Here is a 19,315-nt window from a genome sequence, read left to right on the forward strand (position 1 = left end):
GCGGGAGACTGGCCTCATGGCGGCACGTGGCTTTCCGTACACCGATCTGAAGGACTTCCTCGCGGCCCTGGAACGGGCGGGGGAGTTGCGTCGCGTGAGTGTGCCGGTCGATCCCACGCTGGAGATCAGCGAGATCGTCACCCGGACCGTGCGGGCCGGCGGGCCGGCGCTGCTCTTCGAGCGGCCCACCCGGGGCGAGATGCCGGTGGCGCTCAACCTGTTCGGCAGCGAGAAGCGGATGGCGCTGGCGCTCGGCGTCGAGAACCTCGACGAGATCGGCGCGCGGATCGGTGAGATGCTCAAGCCGGAGCTGCCGCAGGGCTTCTCGGGCATGATGGGCGGGCTCGGCAAGGTCATGCAGCTCAAGTCGATGCCGCCGAAGAAGGTCAAGACCGCCCCCTGCCAGCAGGTGGTCTACCGCGGCGACGACGTCGACCTGAACCGGCTGCCGGGGCTGCAGGTATGGCCGGGTGACGGCGGGATCTTCCACAACTTCGGTCTGACCCACACCAAGCACCCGGAGACCGGCAAGCGCAACCTGGGGTTGTACCGGTTGCAGCAGCACTCGCGGAACGCCGTCGGCATGCACTGGCAGATCCACAAGAACTCCACGGCGCACCACGCGGTCGCCGAGCGGCTCGGCCAGCGGCTGCCGGTGGCGATCGCCATCGGCACCGAGCCCGCGGTCGCCTACGCGGCCAGCGCGCCACTTCCCGCCGACATCGACGAATATCTGTTCGCGGGTTTCCTGCGCGGCGAGCGGGTCGAGATGGTGGACTGCCTGACGGTTCCGTTGCAGGTGCCGGCGCACGCGCAGATCGTCCTGGAGGGCTACATCGAGCCGGGCGAGCGGCTGCCGGAGGGCCCGTTCGGCGACCACACCGGCTTCTACACGCCGGTGGAGCCCTTCCCGGTGATGCACATCGAGTGCATGACCATGCAGCGCGACCCGGTCTACCACTCGATCGTCACGTCGCAACCACCGCAGGAGGACCACGGCCTCGGCAAGGCCACCGAGCGGATCTTCGCGCCGCTGCTGCGCTTCCTGATCCCGGACATCGTCGACTACGACCTGCCCGCCGCCGGGGTCTTCCACAACTGCGCGATCGTGTCGATCCGCAAGCGCTACCCGAAGCACGCGCAGAAGGTGATGAACGCCATCTGGGGCGCGCACATGATGTCGCTGACCAAGCTGATCGTGATCGTCGACGAGGACTGCGACGTGCACAACTACAACGAGGTCGCGTTCCGGGCGTTCGGCAACGTCGACTACGCCCGCGACCTGCTGCTCACCGAAGGACCCGTCGACCACCTCGACCACGCCTCGTACCAGCAGTTCTGGGGCGGGAAGGCGGGCGTCGACGCCACCCGGAAGCTGCCCACCGAGGGCTACACCCGGGGCTGGCCGGAGGAGATGACCATGGCCCCCGAGGTCGTCTCCCTGGTCGACAAGCGCTGGAAGGAGTACGGGATCCGATGACCGCCGCCGTCACGGAGCCCGTCGAGCGCCCCAGCCGGGTCAAGTCCTTCCTCAAGCTCGTCGCGATCGAACACTCCGTCTTCGCGCTGCCGTTCGCGTACCTGTCGGCGCTGACCGCGATGCAGGTCCACGGCGGGCGGGTGCGCTGGGGAGACCTGCTGCTGATCACCGTGGCGATGGTCGGGGCGCGGACGTTCGCGATGGCCGCCAACCGCATCCTCGACCGGCGGATCGACGCGCGGAACCCGCGTACCTCCTCCCGGGAACTGGTCACCGGGGCGGTGAGCGTGCGGACGGCCTGGACCGGCGCGGCCGTCGCGCTGGTGGTCTTCCTCGCCGCAGCCGCCCTGCTCAACCCGCTCTGCCTGGCGCTCGCGCCGCTCGCCGTGGTGCCGCTGGTCGTCTATCCGTACGGCAAGCGGTTCACCAACTGGCCGCACGCGATCCTCGCGGTCGCCCAGGCGGTCGGCCCGGTCGGCGCGTGGTTCGCGGTCACCGGCACCTTCGCCGGCTCGTGGCCGGCCTGGCTGCTCGGCGCGGCCGTCGGCCTGTGGATCGGCGGCTTCGACCTGATCTACGCATGTCAGGACGCCGACGTGGACCGGAAGATCGGCGTGCACAGCGTCCCCGCCCGGTACGGGCTGCGCTTCGCCCTGCACGCCTCCACCGTCACGCACGTGGTGACGTTCGCGCTGTTCATCTGGTTCGGGGCGTTGGTCGGGTTCGGCTGGCTCTGGTGGATCGGGCTGGCGCTGACCGCCGTCGCGTTCGGCTACCAGCATCTGGTGGTGTCGCCGACCGACCTGAGCAAGGTCAACCGGGCGTTCTTCACCGCGAACGGGTTCGTCGGCATCGCGCTGTTCGTGCTCGCCCTGCTCGACCTGGTGGTACGGCTCGGCCTGCGCCCCTGAGCCAGCGACTGCGCCCCTGAGCCGGCTGCTGGCCGGGCCGGCGGGAGCCGTCAGTCCCGGGCCGCCGGGGTGGGGTAGCGGGCGCTCTCCAGGGTCCACTCGATGGTGCCCCGGACGGCGTCGGCGACCCCGTCGAGATAATCGGTGACGGCCTCGTCCAGCGCCGGGCCGAACGACGGCACGGTCGCGCGGAGCTCGACGAAGCGGCGCATCGCCGCCCGCCAGCGCTCGGCGGCCAGGTCGATCGCGGCGGCGAGCGGGACGCCCCGCTCGGCGGCCAGCGCGAGCACCAGGTTGTGCCCGCCCGAGGTGGCTCGGTCCCGCTCCAGCGAGGCGAGGTCGTTGTACCAGGAGAGCAGGTCGTTGCCGAGGTCGGCGATCTCGCGCAGCAGCGGATGGTGGTACACCGCGTCGGGCAGCGGGCGGTCGGTGACGAACTCGATCAGCGGATACGACACGTACGCCGCCGAGGTGGCCCGGCGCAGCTCGACGTACCGGGCCACGTTCGGCGGCCGACCGGCGGCCTTCTCCACCGCCTCCTGCCATGTCCCGTGCAGGTGGTGGCCGACCGCGTCGGCGAACCGCAGCCGCCAGCGGGCCGGCATCCGGCGGCGCGGCTCCCGCCAGGCCCGCACCAGCAGCCGGCGCAGCGGGCCGGTGAGCCCCGGGTGACGGATCCGGTGCCCCTCCCGCAGCAGCCACAGCGTCCCGTCGCGCAGCGCCCGGATCTGCTGTGGGTTCAGCCGGTGCGGGCCGTCGCAGGCGTCGTCGACCAGGAAGAACCAGGTGAACAGGGCGGCCACCACCCGCAGGTCGGCCTCGGTGGCCTGCGGGTAGAGCCGGCTGGCGTAGCGGGCGAAACCCGCGCGGGACAGCCGGTCCAGCGCCGGGCCGTCCAGCGGCAGGCCGAGGCCGGGCAGCCGGTCGTCGAGCCACCGCTGCACCCGCTCGGCGTGCGGGGACAGCTTCGGCGGAATGGGGCAGTGGGAGCGAAGCGACCAGAGGATGTCGCCGGTCATCATCGATTCCTCCCAGGGGCGTGGGATCGCGCCCACGGCAGCATGGCAGGTCAGTACCGTGGGCGGGGGGTCGGCCCGGCCGACCCAAGAGGGCGGCCGACGGCCGCCCGGCGTAACCAGGCAGGCTGGACGGTATGCGTGAACCATGGGTGGTGGGAGTCTCCGGTGCGTCGGGCACGCCGTACGCCGCCGCGGTCCTGAGCGGGCTGGTGGACGCCGGCGAACCGGTGGACCTGATCGTGTCCCGGGCCGCGCGGCTGACCATCCTCGACGAGACCGGGCGGGTCTTCCGCGACGGGCACTGGGCCGAGGACCTCGCGGCCTGGCTCGGCCGGGACCTGGGCGACGCCGACGTGCGGCACTGGCCCGCCGGTGATCTCGCCGCCGGCCCCAGCAGCGGCTCCTACCGGGTACGCGGCATGGCGGTCGTGCCGGCCAGCACGGCTGCCTGCGCCGGCATCGCGATCGGGCTGTCCAAGGACCTGTTGCAGCGGGCCGCGGAGGTCAACCTCAAGGAGCGCCGGCCGCTGGTGGTGGTGCCCCGCGAGACGCCGGTGACCCGGAGCCACCTGGAGCACCTGATCGCCCTGCACGACGCCGGGGCGGTGGTGCTGCCCGCCAGCCCGGGCTTCTACGGCGCCGGCGCGTCCGCCTCGGCGCAGCAACTCGTCGACTTCGTGGCGGGGAAGGTGCTCGACGCCCTCGGCGTACCGCACACGTTGTTCCGGCGCTGGTCCGGCGAGCTGGGCACCGGCCGTACCGGCGGTCCGGCCGCCGGCCGCCGCTGAGCGGGGCCGGTGTCGTCGGGACGCGGACCGGGCGGGCCGGTCCGCGTGCCCCGTCAGTGCACCTGGTCAGTACATCCCGGCGTTGGCCGGGCCGGGGCCGGTCGATGCCGCAGGGCCGACGTTATGTGTCTTTCCCATGTCGTCCGCCTCGTCCAGCATGCCCTCCCCTTCCAGCAGGGCCCGCACCTCGGATTCCCGAAACCGGCGGTGCCCGCCTGGAGTCCGGATGCTGCCTATCCGGCCGGCCGCCGCCCAGCGCGTCACCGTCTTCGGGTCAACCCGAAACAGTGCGGCAACCTCACCCGGTGTCAGCAGGCGATCTCCAGTGTCCACAGCCCCCTCCTCGCGTCGACGAAGCCCCCGGCTGAACACACTGCCCCCGGCCGGTGCGAGCCCAGAGCCGTCATGAGGGACGTATGGCAATTACAGCACCAGCGACCTGGCCTGTCCGCCAAACGCGAAAAAAGCACTGAGTGGGAAGTTAGTAAATGCTACCGGCGCGGTTCTCCCTTGACCGAAGGTCTGCGAACACTCACCTGCTGTCAGGTGCAACGTATGTCGAGCGTCGGACGTTACGCCCGAACGACTAGGGTCACAGTCCGTGGACGCCATCGACCGGAGCCTCGTCGCGCTGTTGCAGGGCAATGCCCGACTCTCGTACGCCGAACTGGCCCGCCAGGTCGGCCTCTCCGCACCCGCCGTGCACGAACGGGTCGGGAAGCTGGAGTCCGGCGGGGTGATCCGGGCGTACCGGGCGGAGGTGGAGCCCGAGTCCATCGGCCTCGGGGTGACCGCGCTGATCAGCATCGTCGAGGACTCCGGCGGGGACACCGACGACGTGCTGGAGGCGTTCCGACGGATGCCCGAGATCGAGTCCTGCTACTTCATGGCGGGGGTCGAGTCGTTCCTGCTCAAGGCCCGGGTCGGCAGCATCGCCGAACTGGAGCAGCTCATCGTCCGACTGAACCGGACCCCCGGGGTGGCCTCCACCCGTACCGGGATCGCGCTGTCGACGAAGTGGGAGAACCGCCCCCAGTCGATCGGACCGCCCACGGGCTGAGCGGCAGCCCTGGCGCGCGGTGTGCCACGGCGGTAGGTTGCGCCGGTGACGTCGCCAGTGCGGGGAACGGCCGTGGTGACCGGCGCGGCCGGCGGCCTGGGCCGCGCGCTGGCCGCCGCCCTGCACGCCGACGGCTGGCCGGTCCTGCTCACCGACCTGGACGCCGACGCCGTCGCCGCCGTGGCCGCGCCGCTCGGCGGCTGGTCCCGGCCGCTGGACGTGCGCGACGATACGGCCTGTGCGGCGGTGGCCGCCGAGGCGGCCGGGCGGTCGCCCGACGGCCTCGGCCTCTGGGTCAACAACGCCGGCATCCTGGCCACCGGCCCCGCCTGGGAGCAGGACGAGCGGACCCGCCGCCGGATCATCGAGGTCAACGCCCTCGGCGCGATGGCCGGCACCCTCGCCGCGCTGGCGGTGATGCGGGCACAGGGGCGCGGACACGTGCTCAACGTCGTCTCGCTGGCCGGCCTGGTCGCCGCCCCCGGCGAGACGATGTACTCCGCCAGCAAGCACGCCCTGCTCGCGTTCAGCCTGGGCACCCTGGCCGACCTGCGGGCGGCCGGGCACCGGGACGTACACGTCTCGTGCCTGTGTCCGGACGGGATCTGGACGCCGATGTTGCACGACCGGCTCGACGACCCGGGGGCCGTGGCGTCCTTCACCGGGACGCTGCTGACCCCCGAGCGGGTCGCCTCGCGGGCGGTCCGGCTGGCCCGGCGGCCGCGCCCCGTGGTGGCGCTGCCCCGCTGGCGCGGCGCGCAGGTCCGGCTGCTCGACGCGCTCCCCGGGCTCGCCGTGGGGTTGACCCCGCTGATCCGGGCCACCGGTCGGGCCGGGCAGCGGCGGCAGCGCCGCCGGGGCGGCTCCGGCCTGGCCTGACCCGTCTTGCTACGTTTTCGAACGTGACTCATCTCGACCGGTGCGACGAAGCCAGCCGGACGTGGGTGACCGGGGCGATCGCCACGGTCGAGGCGGACGCCAACCGGTCCGCCGACACCCACCTGCTGCCGTTCCCGCTCCCCCGCGAGTGGGGGATCGACCTCTACCTCAAGGACGAGTCGTCGCACCCGACCGGCTCGCTCAAGCACCGGCTCGCCCGCTCGCTGTTCCTGTACGGGCTGTGCAACGGCTGGATCGGCCCCGGGACGACCGTCATCGAGGCGTCCTCCGGTTCGACGGCGGTCTCCGAGGCGTACTTCGCCCGGATGCTGGGGCTGCCGTTCATCGCGGTGATGCCGGCGTCCACCTCACCCGAGAAGATCGCCCAGATCGAGTTCCAGGGCGGGCGCTGCCACCTGGTCGACGACCCGGCGAAGGTGGTGGTCGAGGCGCGCTGGCTGGCCGAGGACTCCGGCGGCCACTTCATGGACCAGTTCACCTACGCCGAGCGGGCCACCGACTGGCGGGGCAACAACAACATCGCCGAGTCGATCTACGCGCAGCTCACGCTGGAGCGGCACCCCGTGCCGGCCTGGATCGTGGTCGGCGCTGGGACCGGCGGCACCAGCGCCACCATCGGCCGGTACACCCGGTACCGCCGGCTGCCCACCAAGCTGTGCGTGGTCGACCCGGAGAACTCGGCGTTCTACCCGGCCTGGCAGGCGGCCGACTGGTCGGTGCGTACCGGCCGGGGCTCCCGGATCGAGGGCATCGGCCGGCCCAGCGTCGAGGCGTCGTTCCTGCCCGCGGTGGTGGACCGGATGGTCCAGGTGCCCGACGCCGCCTCGCTGGCCGCCATGCGGGCCGGCTCGGCCCTACTCGGCCGCCGGGTGGGCGGCTCCACCGGCACCAACCTCTGGGGCGCGTTCGGGCTGATCGCCGGCATGCTTGCCGAGGGGCGCGCGGGCTCGGTGGTCACCCTGATCTGCGACCCCGGGGACCGGTACGCCGACACGTACTACGCCGACGACTGGGTGGCCGGGCAGGGGCTCGACCTCGCCCCGCACCTGGCCACCGTCGACCGGTTTCTCGCCACCGGCGCCTGGCCCCGGTAGGAGAACGGCCCCCGGCGGCGGGGCCGGCGGGTGACCGGCCGCCGGGCCGGGGCTGCGGGAGACGCCGACGTGCGCGTCAGCGCCCCGGGATCCGCTCCGCGAGGCCCGGGTAGCGCAGCACCCAGCCGTCCGGGTCGAGGTCCAGGTCGGCGGTGAAGGTGCCGCTGGCGAACCGGACCCGGCCCGCGCCGAGCGCCGAGTAGACCTGTTCGGCGGGGACCACCGCCAGGCTGGGCACCAGCACCCACGCCACGGTGATCCGGTGCGTGGTGTCCGCCGCCGCCGAGGCCAGCCGCAGTCGGCGTACCGGGAGGGTGTTGAACAGCGGCGACCCGCCGAGGTCGACGTCGACCGCGTCGGCCAGCCGGTCCGGCTCGTCGGTGCCCGGCAGCCCGACCGGGGGACGCCCGGCGGCCCGCAGCGCGGCGTCCAGGTCGCCCTGCTCGGAAGTGGTCACCCGCCACCGGTCACCGGCCGGTTCCAGCCGTACGCTCCGCTGCCAGCCCGCCCCTTCCGCCTCGACCTCCAGCCGGCGGACCGTCCAGTCCGGCCCGGTGGTCAGTTGGTAGCGGCAGGTGTAGGCGATCGGGTCGACGGCCACCGCGACACCTCGCGCGGTCAGCCCGTTACGGTCGTCCAGCAGGGCGTGCTCGGCGCCGGCGGTGTCCGTCCGGGCCCAGAACAGCGACTTCGGCATGGTCGGCATGAACCGGACGTTACGCCACGACGCGAGCGCCGGCAGCGCATGCGGAAACGCCGCCGCGGAGCATGGGCTCCGCGACGGCGTTCCGGTCTTCGTCAGATCAGTGGGTACGCGCCGGCGGCCGTCCGCCGAACCCGCGCCGGTCGTCGCGCGGCCGGTCGTCCCGTCCGCGTCCCTCGGGCCGGAAACCGCCCCGCCGGTCGCCGGTGCGCGGGTCCCCGCCGGACTCGCCCCGCTCCGGGAAGCGACGCTCGCCGTGCGGGCGGTCCCCGAACCGTCGCTCGCCGCCGAAGCCCTCACCGGTCGGGCGGTCGGCGAACCGCCGCTCGCCCCGGTCGTCGAACCGGCGGTCGCCGGTGGGACGGTCCCCGGTGGGGCGGTCGCCGTAGCTACGCTCGCCGGTGGGACGGTCGCCGTAGCTACGCTCCCCGGTGGGGCGGTCGCCGAACCTACGCTCGCCGGTGGGACGGTCGCCATAGCGGCGCTCGCCCGTGGGGCGGTCACCGAACCTGCGCTCGCCCGTGGGGCGGTCCCCGTAGCGGCGCTCGCCGGTGGGGCGGTCCCCGTAGCGGCGCTCGCCGGTGGGGCGGTCGCCGTAGCGGCGCTCGCCCCGGTCCTCGAACCGGCGCGGTCCGGACGGGCGGTCGCCGTTCCGGCGGGTCGCCGACGGCTCGGCGCGGACCGGCACGCCGCTGGGCTCGCGGGCACCGGTCAGCTCGGCCAGCACCGGGTCGCCGGCCCGGACCCGGCTCTCCGTCGGCTCGACCCCGGCCTTCTCCAACATCGCCAGGGTGGTCCGGCGCTGCTTCGGCAGCACCAGGGTGGCCACCGCGCCGGACTCGCCGGCCCGGGCGGTACGCCCCGCGCGGTGCAGGTAGTCCTTCGGGTCCTTCGGCGGGTCCACGTGCAGCACCAGGGACACCCCGTCGACGTGGATGCCCCGGGCCGCCACGTCGGTGGCGACCAGCACGTCCATCCGACCCTCGCGGAACTCGGCGAGGGTGCGGGTCCGCATGCTCTGGGTCTTCCCGCCGTGCAGCCCACCGGCCCGCACGCCGACGGCGGCGAACTGCTCGACCAACCGGTCCACGCCGAGCTGGGTCCGGGCGAAGAGCATGGTCCGGCCGGACCGGGCGGCGATCGAGGCCGTCACGGCGAACTTCTCGTGCGGCGGGATCAGCAGCAGGTGGTGGTCCATGGTGGACACCGCAGCGGTGGCCGGGGCGGTTGAGTGGGTGACCGGGTCGGTCATGAACCGCCTGACCAGCGAGTCGACGTCACCGTCCAGGGTGGCCGAGAAGAGCAGCCGCTGGGCGCCGGCCGGAGTCTTCGCCAGCAGTTCGGTGACCTCGGGCAGGAAGCCCATGTCGGCCATCTGGTCGGCCTCGTCGAGCACGGTCACCTCGACGTCGTCCAGCTGGCAGACGCCCCGGTTGATCAGGTCGCCCAGCCGTCCGGGCGTGGCCACCACGATCTCCACCCCGCGGCGGAGCGCGTCGATCTGCCGGTCGTACGGCACGCCGCCGACAGCGGTCTTGAGGAAGATCCCGACCGCCTTGCCGAGCGGCACGAGCGCGTCGTTGACCTGCATGGCCAGCTCCCGGGTGGGGACCAGCACCAGGGCCCGCGGGCGCAGCGGGCGGGCCCGGTTGCGCTCGGCGAGCCGGGCGATCAGCGGCAGGCCGAAGGCGAGGGTCTTGCCGGAACCGGTCTGGCCCCGACCGAGGACGTCCCGGCCGGCGAGCGCGTCGGGAACGGTGGCCCGTTGGATCGGGAACGGCGTGGTGATGCCCTGCCGGTCGAGCGCCCGGACCAGCGACTGGGGCAGCCCGAGGGCGGCGAAGTCGGCCTTGGGCTCCGGCGTGGCGTCGATCTCGGCGGCCGACGCCGCGTCGGTGGCGGCGTCGAGGTCGGCGGCGGCCGGGGTGGGCTCTTCGGGGGCGGTGGTGACGGCGGTGTCACCGGTGCCGGCCGGAGAGGTCTGTCCGGCCGAGGCGTCGAAGGCGGACGGGAACGTGCTGGCGTCAGCAAAGGTGGTCAAGAAATGCCTTTCGAGCGGGGCGCATCTTCGCGATGGCCTGCCGCAGCTGTACGCCGCCGAATCGCCCGCAAGATCGCCCATGGGCGCGCCTCGTGCGCGCCAAGGTCAGTGATCGACACAAGTGTACGGCGGCCCGGCAAACCCGCCACCGCGCCGCGAGGGGTAGTGGTCGGGCTCACCATCGCCCGCAGGCGTCACTTGTTGAGGAAACCCCCCACCAGCCCGTCCATGGCGTCGCCGGCCACCAGGACGACCAACACGCTGATCGCGACGAGCAGGCCGAGCGACACCGCCAGGACGGCCACGACCTTGGTGGTGCTCGACCGGGGCGTCGGGGCATCCGTCCAGCCCTGGGCGAGGATGTGCCCGGTCAGGGAGCCCGAGTTGTCCAGCGCGGCCCCCGTCGGCAGCGAGATCGTGGCGAACCCCGGCCCCTCGGTGCCGTACGCGGTGCTGGCCAGGTCGGCGGTCCCCGGCTCCGGTAGGCCGGGTGGCCCGGCGGGGGCCCTGCCGCCTGGCACCCCGGTCGGCGGCGGCGCCGGCCAGGCGGTGGTCGCGGCGGCGCCGTACAGGCCGGGGGTCGGTCGGCCGGCGGTGGGAGCGGGCACGCCGGAGACCGGCCGGCCCGGCGTCGACGATTCCGGCGCGCCCGGACGGCCTGTGGGGCCGCCGCTGTGGGAGGCCGGCTCGGGCGGCGGCCAGGCCGGCAGCGCGGGAGCCGGGACCACCGGGGGCGGCGCGGACGCCGGTCGGCTGGCCGGTGGCGCGGACGCCGGTCGGCTGGCCGGTGGCGGCCCGCCCGCGGTCGGGCCCGGGGTGCCTACCGTCGGCGCAGGCCAGTCCGCCCAGTCCGCGCCGGCGTCCGGAGCCGGCGGTGCGGAGGCCGGCCGGCCGGGGAGGAACTGCACGGACGACGCCGTCGACGACGCGGTCAGCGGCGGCGGCGGGAACGGCGGTGCCGGCATCGGGCCGGGGGGCGGTGGCGGTGGCACCGGCGGCCCGGGTACGGGCGGGATCGGGCCAGGGCCGGGTACGGGTGGGAGCGGGCCGGGGCCGGGTGTGGGTGGGAGCGGGCCAGGGCCGGGTGTGGGTGGGAGCGGGCCGGGGCCCGGCGGCGTCGGCTCGGGAACCGGGGGATTCGGCGACGGCGGGGTGGGCCCGGGGACCGGCGTCGGCGGGGTCGGCGCCGGCACGGGCACCGGGGCGGGCTCCGGCTCCGGGACGGGCGGCACCGGTGGCTCGGCCGGCTCCGGTGGACGCGCCGGCTCGGGAGGCGCAGGGCTCACCGGGGTCGACCGGTACACCGTGGCGCTGCCCTGCGTCGTCCCGCCGGAGCCCTGGGAAGAACCGGCGTTCCTCGCAGCCCCGGCCACCTCGCGCGTGGAGATCCGGTTCAGGCCAGGCACCGAGGCGCTGGCCCGGGCGGTCGCGGGCGCGGCGTCGCCGCTGCGCTGGGCCGGCACGGCGGGTGTTGGCCGGGCGGTCGCCGGGCCGGCCGTAGCGGCGTCGGAGGCGTCACCGTGGCCCACGGCGAGGTTGCCGGCCGGGGCTGCCGGGGTCCCGTCGGCGGGCTCCGGGGCAGGGACGCCGTCACCCGTAGCGGGCACGGTGGTGCGCCGCTCGGCCGTGGCGGCACCCGACCAGGACGACGGTGTCGCCGGCGCGGCGGGGCGGTGCTGGTCCGGAGGCGTGGCCGAGGGCTGCGTCGGTGCCGGCACAGGGGCGGCACCGGACGACGACGTGCCCGTGCGGTAGGTGGTTCCGCCGCCCGATGCGGCGGCCGGCAGCGTGACCCCCTGCGGCGGGGCGGCGGCGTTGGCGACGCTCACCCGGGCCCGCGCGGCCCCGGCCGACACGGCCGCCCGCCCGGTCGGCCCGGACGGGTCGAGGGAGCGGCCCGGTGTCACCGCCGGGTCGTCACCCGATGTCGTACGGGCCCGGGCGTCCTCCGTGCCGGCCGCGCGGTCGGCGGGGCCGGGCGTGGATCCGGGGCCGACTGTCTCCGGCGGAACCTCTTGCTCGCCCATGGTCGTCCTCCGTGCCCGCGCTCGCCCCCGCACCCGTGGCGCCGGGCCGGAAGTGTCTGGGTGTCACGGTGCCACATTCCTGCCCGGCCGCACAGCCGGAGTGGACGGTTGGCCTCAGCCGGCCTCGGTCGTCGACGCCGTCGGCGAGGCGCTGTTGCTCGGCGCCAGGCTGCTGGACTGGGTGGTCGGCGCCGGCGGCGGGGTGTCCGACGGGCTCGGCGACGGCGAGCGCGACGGGCTCGGCGACGAGCTGGACGGTGGCGCGGACGGGGTCGTCGGCTTGGGCGTCGGCGGCTTGGGCGTCGGGGACTTCGTCGGCGCGGGGGACTTCGTCGGCGTGGGGGAAAGCGTGGGCTTCGGCGTGGTCGGCGGCTTCGTGGGCTTCGGGGGCTTCGGAGTGGGGGGCGTGGGCGCGGGCGTGCCGGGCACCGCACCGACCACCCGGGTCGCGGCGTAGAGCCGGGACCAACCGACTGTGGAGATCTTCACCGTCTGACCGGTGGTCGGGGCCTGGACCATCTTGCCGCCGCCGATGTACATCCCGACGTGGTGGATCGTCGTCCAGCTACTGCCGGAGGCGAAGAAGAGCAGGTCACCGGGGAGTAGGGCGCCCTGGCTCACCGCCCGGCCCCGGGTCGCGTAGTACTGGTCGCGGGAGACCCGGGGGAGCTGGCGGTAGCCCGCCGACCGGTAGGCGGCCCACATCAGGCCGGAGCAGTCGAAGGCGTCCGGGCCCTCCTCGGACCAGACGTACGGGTCGCCGAGCTGAGCCAGGGCGTAACGCACCGCGGCCAGCGCGACCGGGCTGGCGGTGAGGCCGTTGGTGCTCTGCCCCTGGACGTACGACGCGCCGAGCTGCTGCTCGACCGCCTCCTGCTGACGCTCCAGCTCGATGAGCTGCGCGGCGTTGTCCTTGCGCAGCTTGAGCAGATTCGCCTCCTGGTCGCGGAGCGACTTCTCCACGGCGGCGTACTGCTCCCGGACGGTGCGCACCCGGGTGTCGGCGGCCATCCACGCCTGGTAGGCGAGCTGTTCGGCGGTGCGGGCCCGGGCCAGCTCGCCGGCGGCGGCGGTGGTGGCGCCGTCGGCCTCCTCGCCCCGGGTGATCTGCGTGAGCATGTTGAGGCCGTGCAGGTCCCGGGCGAACTCGCCGGGGGGCAACGCGGCTGCGGCCTTGAACGCGCCCGCGGCGGCGGTGTCGGCGCCGTCCTGGGCCTTGGTCAGGCCGTCGCGGGCCGTCTTGAGGCCCTGGTCGGCGGTTGCGAGCTGGGCCTCGGCCTCGGTGCGGGTCTGGCGCAGCCCGAGCAGTTGGTCGCCGAGGAGTCCCACCTGGGCCTCGGCGGCGGCGATCACGGCGGCGAGCGGACCGTTGCCGAGGGGCGCCAACGGCGTGGTGGGGCTGCCCGTGCCGGGGAACCCGCCGGAGCCGTTCACGCCGGGCAACTGGAACCCGACGGCGGGGACCGGGCGGGACCCGGTGTCGGGGACGACGTTGGGCAGCGGCGGCTCGGCGTAAGCGGGGGTGGCGAGCGCGGCCGTGACGACCACGCTGAGCAGGGCGGACCAGAGCGTCGGTCGGAGCACCGGAGAGAACAGCGGGGGCCTCCGTCGTTGCCGTCGTCGGCTCTGCTGGCTCTGCACCATTCCGCTCCCCGTCCGGCGTGCGTGGACCGCGCGCGGTCGGCGCGGCGACGGTGGCGCGCCCTGGCTGTGGCGCGCCCCACCCTGTCTTACCGCACCGGAGCAAAGATGTCGATGCGGTAACGGGTAACGACCGGCTGTGAGTTCGGTGAAGTACGTCGCTGTGCCCGACCGGGCAGACATCCCGTCGGAGACCCGACGTAGGCTCGACCGGACCGCAGGTGGAAGGGACGTGGCTTTCGATGGACGCCGGACTCAAGCGTGAGCTCGAAGCGAAGGTGTACGCGGGGGAGCGGCTGACCCGCGAGGACGGGATCGCCCTCTACGACAGCGACGACCTGACCTGGCTGGGCCGGTTGGCCCACCACCGGCGCACCGAGCTGAACGGCGACCGGGTGATGTTCAACGTCAACCGGCACCTCAACCTCACCAACGTCTGCTCGGCGTCATGCGCGTACTGCTCCTTCCAGCGCAAGCCCGGCGAGAAGGACGCGTACACGATGCGCATCGACGAGGCGGTCCGCAAGGCCAAGGAGATGGAGGACGAGCAGCTCACCGAGCTGCACATCGTCAACGGCCTGCACCCGACGCTGCCCTGGCGTTACTACCCGAAGGTGCTGCGCGAGCTGAAGGCGGCGCTGCCGAACGTCAAGCTCAAGTGCTTCACCGCGACCGAGGTGCAGTGGTTCGAGAAGATCAGCGGCCTGAGTGCCGACGAGATCCTCGACGAGCTGATGGACGCCGGCCTGGAGTCGCTGACCGGCGGCGGCGCGGAGATCTTCGACTGGGAGGTCCGGCAGCACATCGTCGACCACGCCTGCCACTGGGAGGACTGGTCGCGGATCCACGCGCTGGCCCACTCGAAGGGCATGAAGACCCCGGCGACGATGCTCTACGGCCACATCGAGGAGCCCCGGCACCGGGTCGACCACGTGCTGCGGCTGCGCGAGCTCCAGGACGAGACCGGCGGCTTCGCGGTCTTCATCCCGCTGCGCTACCAGCACGACTTCGTGGACTCGGCGGACGGCAAGATCCGCAACCGGATCCAGGCCCGCACGACGATGGCCTCCCCGGCCGAGTCGCTGAAGACCTTCGCGGTCTCCCGGCTGCTGTTCGACAACATCCCGCACGTGAAGAACTTCTGGGTGATGCACGGTCTCTCGGTGGCCCAGCTCTCGCTCAACTTCGGCGTGGACGACTTGGACGGCTCGGTCGTGGAATACAAGATCACCCACGACGCCGACTCGTACGGCACCCCGAACACGATGCACCGGGACGACCTGCTGCACCTGATCTGGGACGCCGGCTTCCGTCCGGTCGAGCGCAACACCCGCTACGAGGTCGTCCGCGAGTACGACGCCGCCCCGTCGCTGGCCGAGCGCCGGTCCGAGCCGCAGCAGGTCTGGGCCTGACCGGCCCGTACCCTCGGATGCCATGAGCGAGTCGAGTCAGCCGGACCAGGGCGGGTTTCCCCGGCGCGATGCCCAGGGGCGCGTCGTCGCGCTCGGCGACCTGCTCGGGGTGAGCCTCGCCGGCATGGTGATCGGCCTGCTCGCTCTGCTGCTGCTCGACTGGGGCTTCGCCACGGTCGGCGCGGGCGACTTCGGCCGGTCCAACGGCTGGTTGGCGATCATCCTGCCCGCCTGGCTGTACTGGGAGGACTTCCGGGCCTGGGAGTTCGGCGCTGCCCGGGTGGTGGCCGCGCTGGCGGCGGCCGCGCTCGCCGTGGTCGGCGGCCTGCTGGTGGCCGGCCTGACCGACGGGCTGCCGCCCCTGGTGTCCGGCGGGCTCGCGGCCACGGCGTTCACCGTGGTGTACGCGGTGGTGTGGTTTCCTGGCGTCCACTGGCTGGCCCGGCGGACGGGCTGAACAACCTCCCGCCCGGGTGAGCCGGCGGCTGAATCCTCCCGCCGGCGAGCCGGCGGAGAACGGAGTGCGAACGTGAGCGCGGCGGTCAAGTACACGCTGGGCCGGATCGGGCTGTTCGTGGTGGTCTTCGTGGCGCTCTGGCCGGTCGGGATGAACATCTTCCTGCAGCTGATGCTGGCGCTGGCATTCTCCGCCACGCTCTCGTTCTTCCTGCTCAGGGGCTGGCGGGACGAGATGGCCGGGGAGATGGCGGAGGCCGCCGAGCGGCGTCGGGCCGAGAAGGAGCGACTGCGCTCCGCGCTGGCCGGCGACGACCAGCCCGCCGAGGGCGGCCCCGGCGACCAGCGCCCCTGAACGCGAGCCGGGCCTGAACGCGAGCCGGGCCTGAACGCGAGCCAGGCCTGAACGCGAGCCGGGCCTGAACGCGAGCCGGGCCTGAACGCGAGCCGGGCCTGAACGCGAGCCGGGCCCGGCCGTCCCTGGGGACGGCCGGGCCCGGTGCCGTTTTCCTACCAGTTGGTCGAGCCCGGGACTACCGGCCAGGGCCGGTTCGCCGGCTTGACCAGGTACGCGATGCCGCCGGAGCCGCTGGCCACCGTGCCGTTGGCCCGGTAGCGCTTGGTGCGCTGCCAGATCTGCTCGAACTGCTCCCGCTTGTACACGTTGCGCACCTCCGCGTTCGTCGACGACGCCGGGTCGTTGACGATCACGTCGCCGTCGGCGGTGAAGCCGACGACCACGAAGAGGTGGCCGGCGGTGCCGTAGTTCGACCCGTCCAGCTCGGTGTCGAGGAAGGACTGCGAGGTGATCACCGGGATGCCGGCCTTGATGAACCGCTCCACCTCGTCGAGGGAGTGCAGCCGGGTCACCCGGGCGTCGATGCCGGAGAAGCTACCCGCGTACGCGGTGTTGAACGGCCAGTTGCCCGCGCCCTCGTACTCGTAGTCCCAGGTCATCCGGGCTGCGTGGGCCACCTGCGGGTCTACGTAGCCGGGGGTGATCCAGGACAGGTCCTGCGCCGACGGCAGCTTGCCGTAGTACTCCAGCACCATCGTGGTCGACGTCGGGCTGCACCAGACCTGGCCGCCGCCGCCCCACTCGGGGTAGTTGCCCCGGTGGATCATCTGGGAGCGGGCCGGGACGGCCAGCTCGGTACCCCAGGCGATCCCGCCCCGGCTCGGGGTGACGGTGAACCGGTCCGGGACGTTGGAGCTCATCGCGCCGAGCATCCGGACCTGGGGCGACGCCGCCTGGCCGGGCTTGCGGTAGAGGCCGACCCGCAGCTGGTACGACCGCAGCAGGACCCCGGCCTCGGCGTCGTCGATGGAGAACGTGTCGGTCCACACGCTCGACCACGGGTCGCCCTGGCCGTCCAGGGTGGCCCGTTTGATGTCCTGGTCGCCGGAGGCCCAGCGGCTCATGACGTACCACGGGGTCTGGGCGCCGGTGTTGTACGTGCCCTGGAGTTCGACCTGGATCCAGGTGCCGGCCGGGGTCTCGGCGTTCCACGAGGCGACCAGTTCGGTGGCGTCGAAGCCGATCCTGGTGCGCGGCGAGGTCCAGGTGGCGTACTCCCAGGTGGCGGTGGTGCCGCTGTGCTCGTCGGTGAACTCGGTGGTGCCGGCGGGTCGGCCGATGGTGATCCCGGTGCGGTGACCGGGGACGGCTCGGGTGCCCCGGTGGTCGCCGGAGCGCCAGTCGGGGTAGCGGGACCACTCCTGGAAGGTGATCTCCTCGTCGTGGGCGACAGTGGGGGGATGGGCGCTGGCGGGGGCGGGGACGGCCGCGCCGCCGAGGGCGAGCGCGGCGACGCCGGCAAGGGCGACCGCGCGCAGGGCTCTGCTGACCATGGGATCTCCGCGAAGTGAGGCGGGTCGGGGGGCATGCTTGCCGGTCACTATCCCGCTTGGAGGGAAGTTTCGCCAGATGCTGAAGGATGGAAAACCGTTGCCGATGTGAGGATCAGGTCGGGATGGAGAAAGAAGCGAAACATATTGATATGACCATGTGACAGGTGGTGAAGTGTGCGACACAGAACGGGATCACCCCGTGCCCTGAGGAGGTTGTCCATGGCCTTCCGTACTCCCGCCCGCCTGCGTCGCGCGCTGGTGCTCGCCACCGCCGCCGGCCTGGCCCTCACCGTCGCTACCGGCCCCGTCTCCGCACGACCGGCCCCGGAGAGCACCGCCGAGCCGGCCGCCGCCGAGTACCGGGTGCTCGGCCCGCGCACCCTGGCCGACCGCAACGCGGTGGCCCGCACCGGTGCCGCCATCGACTCCAGCGAGCACGGCGTCCTGCACGTCTCGGCCACCACGGACGAGGCGGCGGCGATCCGGCAGCTCGGCTTCCGGCTCGAGAAGGAGGTGGTCCCGGCCGCCCCCGCAGGGGAGATCGGCACCCTGGGCTTCCCGTCCGCCGACTCGAACTACCACGACTACGCCGAGCTGACCGCCGCGGTCAACAAGGTGGTCGCCGACCACCCGACCATCGCGCGCAAGACCAGCATCGGCCAGTCGCACGAGGGCCGGGACCTGATGGCGGTGAAGATCTCCGACAACGTCGCCACCGACGAGGCCGAGCCGGAGATCCTGTTCAACTCCCAGCAGCACGCCCGCGAGCACCTGACCGTCGAGATGGCGATCTACCTGCTCAACCTGTTCACCGACAGCTACGGCAGCGACTCCCGGGTCACCAGCATCGTCAACTCCCGGGAGATCTGGATCGTCCCCACCGTCAACCCCGACGGCAGCGAGTACGACATCGCCACCGGGTCGTACCGGTCCTGGCGCAAGAACCGGCAGCCCAACAGCGGCTCGACGGCGGTCGGCACCGACCTGAACCGGAACTGGGGCTACAAGTGGGGCTGCTGCGGCGGCTCGTCCGGCTCCGCCTCGTCGTTGACCTACCGCGGCCCGTCGGCCTTCTCCGCCCCGGAGACGCGGGCGCTGCGCGACTTCGTCAACAGCCGGGTCGTCGGCGGAGTGCAGCAGATCAAGGCCAACATCGACTGGCACACGTACTCGCAGCTCGTGCTCTGGCCGTTCGGCTACACCACGGCGAACACCACCACCGGGATGACCGCCGACCAGTACAGCACCTTCGCGACCCTCGGCCAGCGGATGGCGGCCACCAACGGCTACACCCCGGAGCAGTCGAGCGACCTCTACATCACCGACGGCGACAGCCTCGACTGGATGTGGGCGACGCACGGCATCTGGGCGTACACCTTCGAGATGTACCCCGGCTCGTCCGGCATCGGCGGCGGCTTCTACCCGCCCGACGAGGTCATCCCCGCCCAGACCTCGCGGAACAAGGAGGCGGTGCTGCTGCTCTCCGAGTACGCCGACTGCCCGTATCGGGTGATCAACAAGCAGGCGCAGTACTGCGCCTGATCGTCCTGCGGGGTGGGGTCCGGGCCGGGCCCCACCCCCGTGACGGGGCGTGCGCGCAGGGAGATAGCCCCTAGCTCAGCCAGGTGCGCGCGGAGCGTGCGCTACCGTGGCACCGACCATTCCGCAGCGAAACCGGTGTGAATCCGGCGCTGTCCCGCAACTGTGATGCCCCACCCGTGGCGTTCCGTCCCTTCCGGGGCGGGCGTGGGGCCGGCCACGACGGCCGGCTCCTTTCCAGGCGTCGGCCGGTCGGCCGGCGCCGCCGTGTGTGGCGAGCCAGGTCGCCTGCGGCGCGGTCGCGATACGCGCCTTCGAGGAAGGGCGCCTCGCGGACGGGCATCCGCACCACGGCTCCTGTCGGCGAAGCACCACGCTCCTCGACCGACAGGA

Annotated in this window: 17 protein-coding genes and 1 pseudogene; 11 read left to right on the plus strand and 7 right to left on the minus strand. The window is 73.3% G+C overall.

What is annotated here, in order from left to right; genetic code table 11:
- Window positions 1-16 precede the first annotated feature (16 nt).
- Entirely contained in the window at window positions 17-1,480 is a 1,464-nt protein-coding gene (locus ACFYZF_RS15740; protein WP_387020656.1) for a menaquinone biosynthesis decarboxylase, read from the plus strand.
- Window positions 1,477-2,391: a menaquinone biosynthesis prenyltransferase MqnP gene (mqnP, locus tag ACFYZF_RS15745; protein WP_387020658.1), complete on the plus strand. Its 915-nt coding sequence runs from the start codon at window positions 1,477-1,479 to the stop codon at window positions 2,389-2,391. Before ACFYZF_RS15740 ends, mqnP begins: the two co-directional genes overlap by 4 nt.
- 50 nt (window positions 2,392-2,441) lie before the next feature.
- On the opposite strand, the gene ACFYZF_RS15750 is transcribed toward mqnP, so the two are convergent.
- A complete protein-coding gene (locus tag ACFYZF_RS15750; RefSeq protein ID WP_387020661.1) occupies window positions 2,442-3,410 on the minus strand; it encodes a terpene synthase in 969 nt (322 codons plus the stop codon).
- A 134-nt stretch (window positions 3,411-3,544) separates the two neighbouring features.
- Between ACFYZF_RS15750 and ACFYZF_RS15755 the strand changes: the two genes are divergently transcribed.
- Window positions 3,545-4,198: a UbiX family flavin prenyltransferase gene (locus ACFYZF_RS15755; protein WP_387020664.1), complete on the plus strand. Its 654-nt coding sequence runs from the start codon at window positions 3,545-3,547 to the stop codon at window positions 4,196-4,198.
- Window positions 4,199-4,264: 66 nt separating this feature from the next.
- Here the strand turns inward: ACFYZF_RS15755 and ACFYZF_RS15760 are convergent, their stop codons facing one another.
- On the minus strand, window positions 4,265-4,531 hold the full coding sequence (locus ACFYZF_RS15760) for a BldC family transcriptional regulator (protein WP_387020667.1): 267 nt from the start codon (window positions 4,529-4,531) through the stop codon (window positions 4,265-4,267).
- Between the two features lie 268 nt (window positions 4,532-4,799).
- Between ACFYZF_RS15760 and ACFYZF_RS15765 the strand changes: the two genes are divergently transcribed.
- The 3 genes from ACFYZF_RS15765 to ACFYZF_RS15775 are packed head-to-tail and all read left to right on the plus strand — an operon-like array spanning window position 4,800 to window position 7,252.
- Window positions 4,800-5,258: an Lrp/AsnC family transcriptional regulator gene (locus ACFYZF_RS15765; protein ID WP_387020670.1), complete on the plus strand. Its 459-nt coding sequence runs from the start codon at window positions 4,800-4,802 to the stop codon at window positions 5,256-5,258.
- Between the two features lie 45 nt (window positions 5,259-5,303).
- Complete coding sequence (locus ACFYZF_RS15770) at window positions 5,304-6,137, plus strand: SDR family NAD(P)-dependent oxidoreductase (protein WP_387020673.1); 834 nt, start codon at window positions 5,304-5,306, stop codon at window positions 6,135-6,137.
- Window positions 6,138-6,160: 23 nt separating this feature from the next.
- Entirely contained in the window at window positions 6,161-7,252 is a 1,092-nt protein-coding gene (locus tag ACFYZF_RS15775) for a PLP-dependent cysteine synthase family protein (protein WP_387020675.1), read from the plus strand.
- Window positions 7,253-7,328: 76 nt separating this feature from the next.
- On the opposite strand, the gene ACFYZF_RS15780 is transcribed toward ACFYZF_RS15775, so the two are convergent.
- The 3 genes from ACFYZF_RS15780 to ACFYZF_RS15790 all read right to left on the minus strand — a co-directional run bounded on the left by ACFYZF_RS15780 (window position 7,329) and on the right by ACFYZF_RS15790 (window position 10,604).
- Window positions 7,329-7,958 (minus strand): putative glycolipid-binding domain-containing protein, encoded by a 630-nt coding sequence (locus ACFYZF_RS15780; protein WP_387020677.1) that lies wholly within the window; start codon window positions 7,956-7,958, stop codon window positions 7,329-7,331.
- 97 nt (window positions 7,959-8,055) lie between these two features.
- Complete coding sequence (locus ACFYZF_RS15785; protein WP_387020680.1) at window positions 8,056-9,996, minus strand: DEAD/DEAH box helicase; 1,941 nt, start codon at window positions 9,994-9,996, stop codon at window positions 8,056-8,058.
- Between the two features lie 194 nt (window positions 9,997-10,190).
- The gene (locus ACFYZF_RS15790) at window positions 10,191-10,604 is read right to left on the minus strand and encodes a hypothetical protein (protein ID WP_387020683.1); all 414 of its coding nucleotides are present in this window, start codon (window positions 10,602-10,604) and stop codon (window positions 10,191-10,193) included.
- 544 nt (window positions 10,605-11,148) lie between these two features.
- Here ACFYZF_RS15790 and ACFYZF_RS15795 point away from each other — a divergent pair.
- Window positions 11,149-11,751 carry a hypothetical protein gene (locus ACFYZF_RS15795; RefSeq protein WP_387020685.1) on the plus strand — a complete coding sequence of 201 codons (603 nt, stop codon included), beginning with the start codon at window positions 11,149-11,151 and terminating at the stop codon, window positions 11,749-11,751.
- A 386-nt stretch (window positions 11,752-12,137) separates the two neighbouring features.
- Here ACFYZF_RS15795 and ACFYZF_RS15800 read toward each other — a convergent pair whose 3' ends face one another.
- Window positions 12,138-13,667: a C40 family peptidase gene (locus tag ACFYZF_RS15800; protein WP_387020688.1), complete on the minus strand. Its 1,530-nt coding sequence runs from the start codon at window positions 13,665-13,667 to the stop codon at window positions 12,138-12,140.
- 239 nt (window positions 13,668-13,906) lie between these two features.
- Here ACFYZF_RS15800 and mqnE point away from each other — a divergent pair, with 239 nt between their 5' ends.
- From mqnE to ACFYZF_RS15815, 3 genes are all read left to right on the plus strand, one after another.
- Window positions 13,907-15,076, plus strand: coding sequence for an aminofutalosine synthase MqnE (gene mqnE, locus ACFYZF_RS15805; RefSeq protein WP_387020691.1), 1,170 nt, complete (start codon window positions 13,907-13,909; stop codon window positions 15,074-15,076).
- Between the two features lie 22 nt (window positions 15,077-15,098).
- A complete protein-coding gene (locus ACFYZF_RS15810; protein WP_387020694.1) occupies window positions 15,099-15,533 on the plus strand; it encodes a hypothetical protein in 435 nt (144 codons plus the stop codon).
- Window positions 15,534-15,605: 72 nt separating this feature from the next.
- Window positions 15,606-15,887 (plus strand): DUF4229 domain-containing protein, encoded by a 282-nt coding sequence (locus tag ACFYZF_RS15815; protein WP_387020696.1) that lies wholly within the window; start codon window positions 15,606-15,608, stop codon window positions 15,885-15,887.
- A gap of 155 nt (window positions 15,888-16,042) precedes the next feature.
- On the opposite strand, the gene ACFYZF_RS15820 is transcribed toward ACFYZF_RS15815, so the two are convergent.
- Window positions 16,043-17,383 carry a peptidase C39 family protein gene (locus tag ACFYZF_RS15820; protein WP_387020699.1) on the minus strand — a complete coding sequence of 447 codons (1,341 nt, stop codon included), beginning with the start codon at window positions 17,381-17,383 and terminating at the stop codon, window positions 16,043-16,045.
- Window positions 17,384-17,602: 219 nt separating this feature from the next.
- Between ACFYZF_RS15820 and ACFYZF_RS15825 the strand changes: the two are divergent.
- Window positions 17,603-18,919 (plus strand): annotated as a pseudogene (locus tag ACFYZF_RS15825) (M14 family metallopeptidase); the annotation flags it as partial.
- Window positions 18,920-19,315 lie beyond the last annotated feature (396 nt).

The organism is Micromonospora sp. NPDC001898, from assembly GCF_042891255.1.
GTDB lineage: Bacteria > Actinomycetota > Actinomycetes > Mycobacteriales > Micromonosporaceae > Micromonospora.